The following is a 3454-nucleotide window of genomic DNA, read 5'->3' as shown; positions in this document are numbered from 1 at the left end:
GCCTAGGTCACGAGGCGTCTCGTCCACTTTGATCGGCTGTGCTCATCGTCGGGATCAATACAACGCCAAGTGTTGAACGCTTACTCCTGTGGCGGCCACGCCGCCGACGAGACCGTCGCCGTGCCCGAGGCCCAGCCCGCCGAGGGTGTCGTCGACACCGAGGGAGCTGACGACCCCGCCGAGCTGACCGTGGGTGCCGGAGAGGGCACCACCGGTCAGGTCGCCGCCGATCAGATTCGAGTCAGTGACGCCGAGCAGACCACTCGGGTCGCCGACGGTGCCGGTGACATCCCCGAGCACCGGGTCCGCGATCGCGTCCACCGGCTGCACCACGTCGGCGTCGAGGGTGTGCGCCACGTCGGAGACACCGGCCAGGTCGGTGTCGAGGCCGTACGGACCGACACCCAGACCGATGCCCGGCAGCACGGTGACCCCGGCGGCGGCGGTCGACGGGTCGACAGCGATGGCGCCGAGCACGCCGGCCTTGACGTCCACGCCACTGGGCGAGCTGGTGACGCTGATCTGCTGCGCCACGCTCTGCAACTGACCCACCACGTCGGTGGTGTCGGTGAGAAGCGGGTCCAGCCCGAGCTGCCCGACCGGCGAGGCCAACGGCGCGAGGCCCGCACCCGGCGCGTAGTCGACGACCAGCGGTACGACGTCCTGCACGTCCGCAGCGGTGATGTCGGTGAGCCCGGCGCCCCGCAACGCACCCTCGGGGTCGAGGTCGAAGGCCGACCGCGCGTCCGGGTTCGTCAGTAGGTCGAGCACGAAGTCGTGGAGCGTCTGCTGCGAGTCCATGTGCCGGTTCTCCTCGAATATGACATTGGCGGGGTGTCGTACGTCGACGGTGACGACGCTATTGCCGGGGCCCGCCCCCGGGCATCGGGGCTGAACCCGCATCCGGGCCGGTTGAACTAGGGGCTCCGCCACCTCGTACGTTAGGGGGACAGGGGGAAACCGTCCCGGCGAGATTAGGGTCCCGACCAGGGACTGATCTCTGGTACGAACGTAGGAGCCCGCGGGGTTCGCCGGGGGTGGGTCGTCGGTCAGCCGACGCCATCGCCACCGACCGGCCGACTCACGGGGAGAGACAGAGACGATGCCGTACGTCCTGGGGATAGACATCGGAAGCAGCAACACGGCCGCCGCCGTCGCACGACGACGCGGCGCGACCTGGACCCGGCCCGAGGCCGTCCCGCTGAGCGCCGGCTCACCTCTCATGCCGTCGGTGCTGTGCCTGGCCGAGGACGGTTCGCTGCGCGTCGGCGAGCCCGCGACCGACGACGGCAGCCGCACCACCCGGGACTTCGTCCACCGGATCGGCGACGACGTGCCGGTGCTGCTCGGCGGCGAGCCGTGCGCGCCGCAGACGCTGACCGCCGAACTGGCGGCGTGGGTGGTGGAGCGGGTCCACGCCCTGGAGGGCGGGGCGGCCGAAGCGATAGTGCTCAGCCACCCGGCGGGGTGGCGCCCCTACCGGCGGGAGGTGCTGCACCGGGCCCTGTCGGACCTCGGCCTACGGCACGTGACGTTGCTGCCCCGCACGGTCACCGTCGCCGAGAGCCACGCCGCTCGCGGGTTCGCGGGCAGCACCGCGGTGGTCTACGCCCTCGGGGGCAACAGTTTCGAGGCGGCGCTGGTGCGCCGCACCCCGCGCGGCACGTACGAGACGTTCGGCACCCCGCAGGGTCTCGACTCGATCGGCGGCGCCGACTTCGACGAGGCGCTCGCCGAGCATGCTCGTACCGTGCTGGCCCGGGAGTTGGCCGCCACCGGGCGTCGCGGGGCCCAGGCTGCTCTGCGGGGGCTGCGCGCGGAGTGTGACCGGGTCAAGCGGGTACTGACCGTCGACCTCACTGCCGACGTGGTGCTGACCCTGCCGAGCGGCCCGGCGCGGGTGCCGGTGACCCGGGCACAGTTCGAGGCCATGATCCGCCCGACGGTGCAGGCCACAGTCGACCTCCTGCTCCGGGCCGTACGCAGCGCCGACCTGACTCCGGCGCAGCTCGACGGCGTGCTGCTGGCCGGCGGCTCCACCCGGGTCCCGCTCGTGACCGAGCTGATCGGCGCGGCCCTCCCGGTGCCCGTCGAGGTGGAGCCGGACGCACAGTTGACCGCTGCCACCGGGGCGGCGATGGCCGCCTGTCAGGTGGTGTCACCACGCCCTCGCCAACCGCCGCCGGCCCGCGTTCCGGCACCGGTCAGCGGCGCCGGGCGAGCCACCCTCCCGGCACCACGCCGTGCCCATCACACCGTTCCGGGCGATCCGCCACCGCGGCCCCCGGTCCGGGTCCTCCCACTGGAACTGCCGAAGCCGTCCCGCCTGGCGCTGGCCCGCGGCCGCGGACGCGAAGGATAAGCCCGATGATCATGAATGACCTCGCCGCACCAGGGTTGACAGTGGACAAGGGGTTGCAGGCGCTGCTGGACACTGTCGCGCAGGACCCGACCGGCCCGCTCGCCGTCGGCGTCGCCGGCCCGGCCGGTCACGGAAAGACAGCGCTCCTCGCCGAGCTGGAGCGCATTCACCACCGCGCCGGGATCGCCGTCCGCACGACCGCCCCGGAGCCGGACGAGCCGGTCGACCCCGACACCGTGGTGCTCGTCGACGACGCGCACCTGCTCGACGACGCACGGACCGAGGCGCTGCTGCGTCTGGCCGCCGGCCGGCGACATCGGTTGGTGGTCGCCCACCGCCCGTGGCCCCGGTCAGCGGCGTTCAGTGAGCTGGTCGACGCCCTGCGGCGCGACGGGCAGGCAGTGCTGCTCACGCCGTTCACCCGGGAGCAGACCGCCGCCTATCTCGCCGCCACACCCGAGCTGGGCCGCGCCGCCGACCTGGTCGACTTCGTCCACACGCAGACAGCCGGCGTACCCCGGGACGTGGAACGGCTGGCCCACGGCCTGGTCGGCGCGGAGACCCGGACCGGCACCGTGGACCCACCCCGGTCCGTCATCCTCGAGTTCGGGCCGGACCTGGACGTCCAGCCCGCCGCGGTACGACGGCTGCTGCTCGCTCTCGCGGCCGGCGGGGCGCTGCCGGTGAGCATGCTCGGTGCGCTGCTGGGCCGGGACCCGGCGGGAGTGGACGAACTGATCGCCACGACCCGGGCGGCCGGGCTGCTCGGCGCGGACGGCCGGCTCGCACCGATCGTCCGGCGGGCCGTCGCGACGCTCAGCCCCAGCACCGAGCGGACAGCGGTCTGGCGGCGGCTCACCGAGTTGCAGCTCGCTCGGGGTGGCGCGGTGCTGCCGCTGGTCCGCTCGCTGCTCGCGGTCGGCGCGCTCGGCGACTGCCCGGCCGCGACACTGGCCGCCGCGGCGGACGAGGCGCTGGCCGACGAGCCGGCGTTCGTCCCGAGATACTGGTAGAACTCCCTGTTCGGCAGCGCGTAGAAGAACGCGATCACCGCGACCAGCAACGCCCAACGCACCCAGCGTGGCGCGCCGC

Annotated in this window: 3 protein-coding genes; 2 read left to right on the top strand and 1 reads right to left on the bottom strand. The window is 73.3% G+C overall.

The genetic code is table 11. The annotated features are described in order from the left end of the window. Nucleotides 1-54: 54 nt before the first annotated feature. Nucleotides 55-801 (bottom strand): IniB N-terminal domain-containing protein, encoded by a 747-nt coding sequence (locus tag AB0C20_RS35640; RefSeq protein WP_357569667.1) that lies wholly within the window; start codon nt 799-801, stop codon nt 55-57. 301 nt (nt 802-1102) lie between these two features. On the opposite strand from AB0C20_RS35640, the gene AB0C20_RS35635 reads away from it, so the two are divergent. Continuing rightward, entirely contained in the window at nt 1103-2362 is a 1260-nt protein-coding gene (locus AB0C20_RS35635; RefSeq protein ID WP_357569666.1) for an Hsp70 family protein, read from the top strand. Between the two features lie 5 nt (nt 2363-2367). Further along, on the top strand, nt 2368-3375 hold the full coding sequence (locus tag AB0C20_RS35630) for a hypothetical protein (RefSeq protein WP_357569665.1): 1008 nt from the start codon (nt 2368-2370) through the stop codon (nt 3373-3375). The last annotated feature ends 79 nt before the right edge of the window (nt 3376-3454 follow it).

The sequence above is a fragment of the Micromonospora sp. NPDC048843 genome, assembly GCF_040649965.1.
Classification (GTDB): Bacteria; Actinomycetota; Actinomycetes; order Mycobacteriales; family Micromonosporaceae; genus Micromonospora; species Micromonospora hortensis.
Note: the sequence above shows the minus strand (reverse complement) of the source record. Positions and strands in the feature narration are given on the sequence as shown.

What these genes read in the sequence shown, in the direction of transcription:
- AB0C20_RS35635 (WP_357569666.1), top strand. Translation starts at nt 1,103, where the DNA reads ATGCCGTACGTCCTGGGGATAGACATCGGAAGCAGCAACACGGCCGCC.
- AB0C20_RS35640 (WP_357569667.1), bottom strand. Translation starts at nt 801, where the DNA reads ATGGACTCGCAGCAGACGCTCCACGACTTCGTGCTCGACCTACTGACG.
- AB0C20_RS35630 (WP_357569665.1), top strand. Translation starts at nt 2,368, where the DNA reads ATGATCATGAATGACCTCGCCGCACCAGGGTTGACAGTGGACAAGGGG.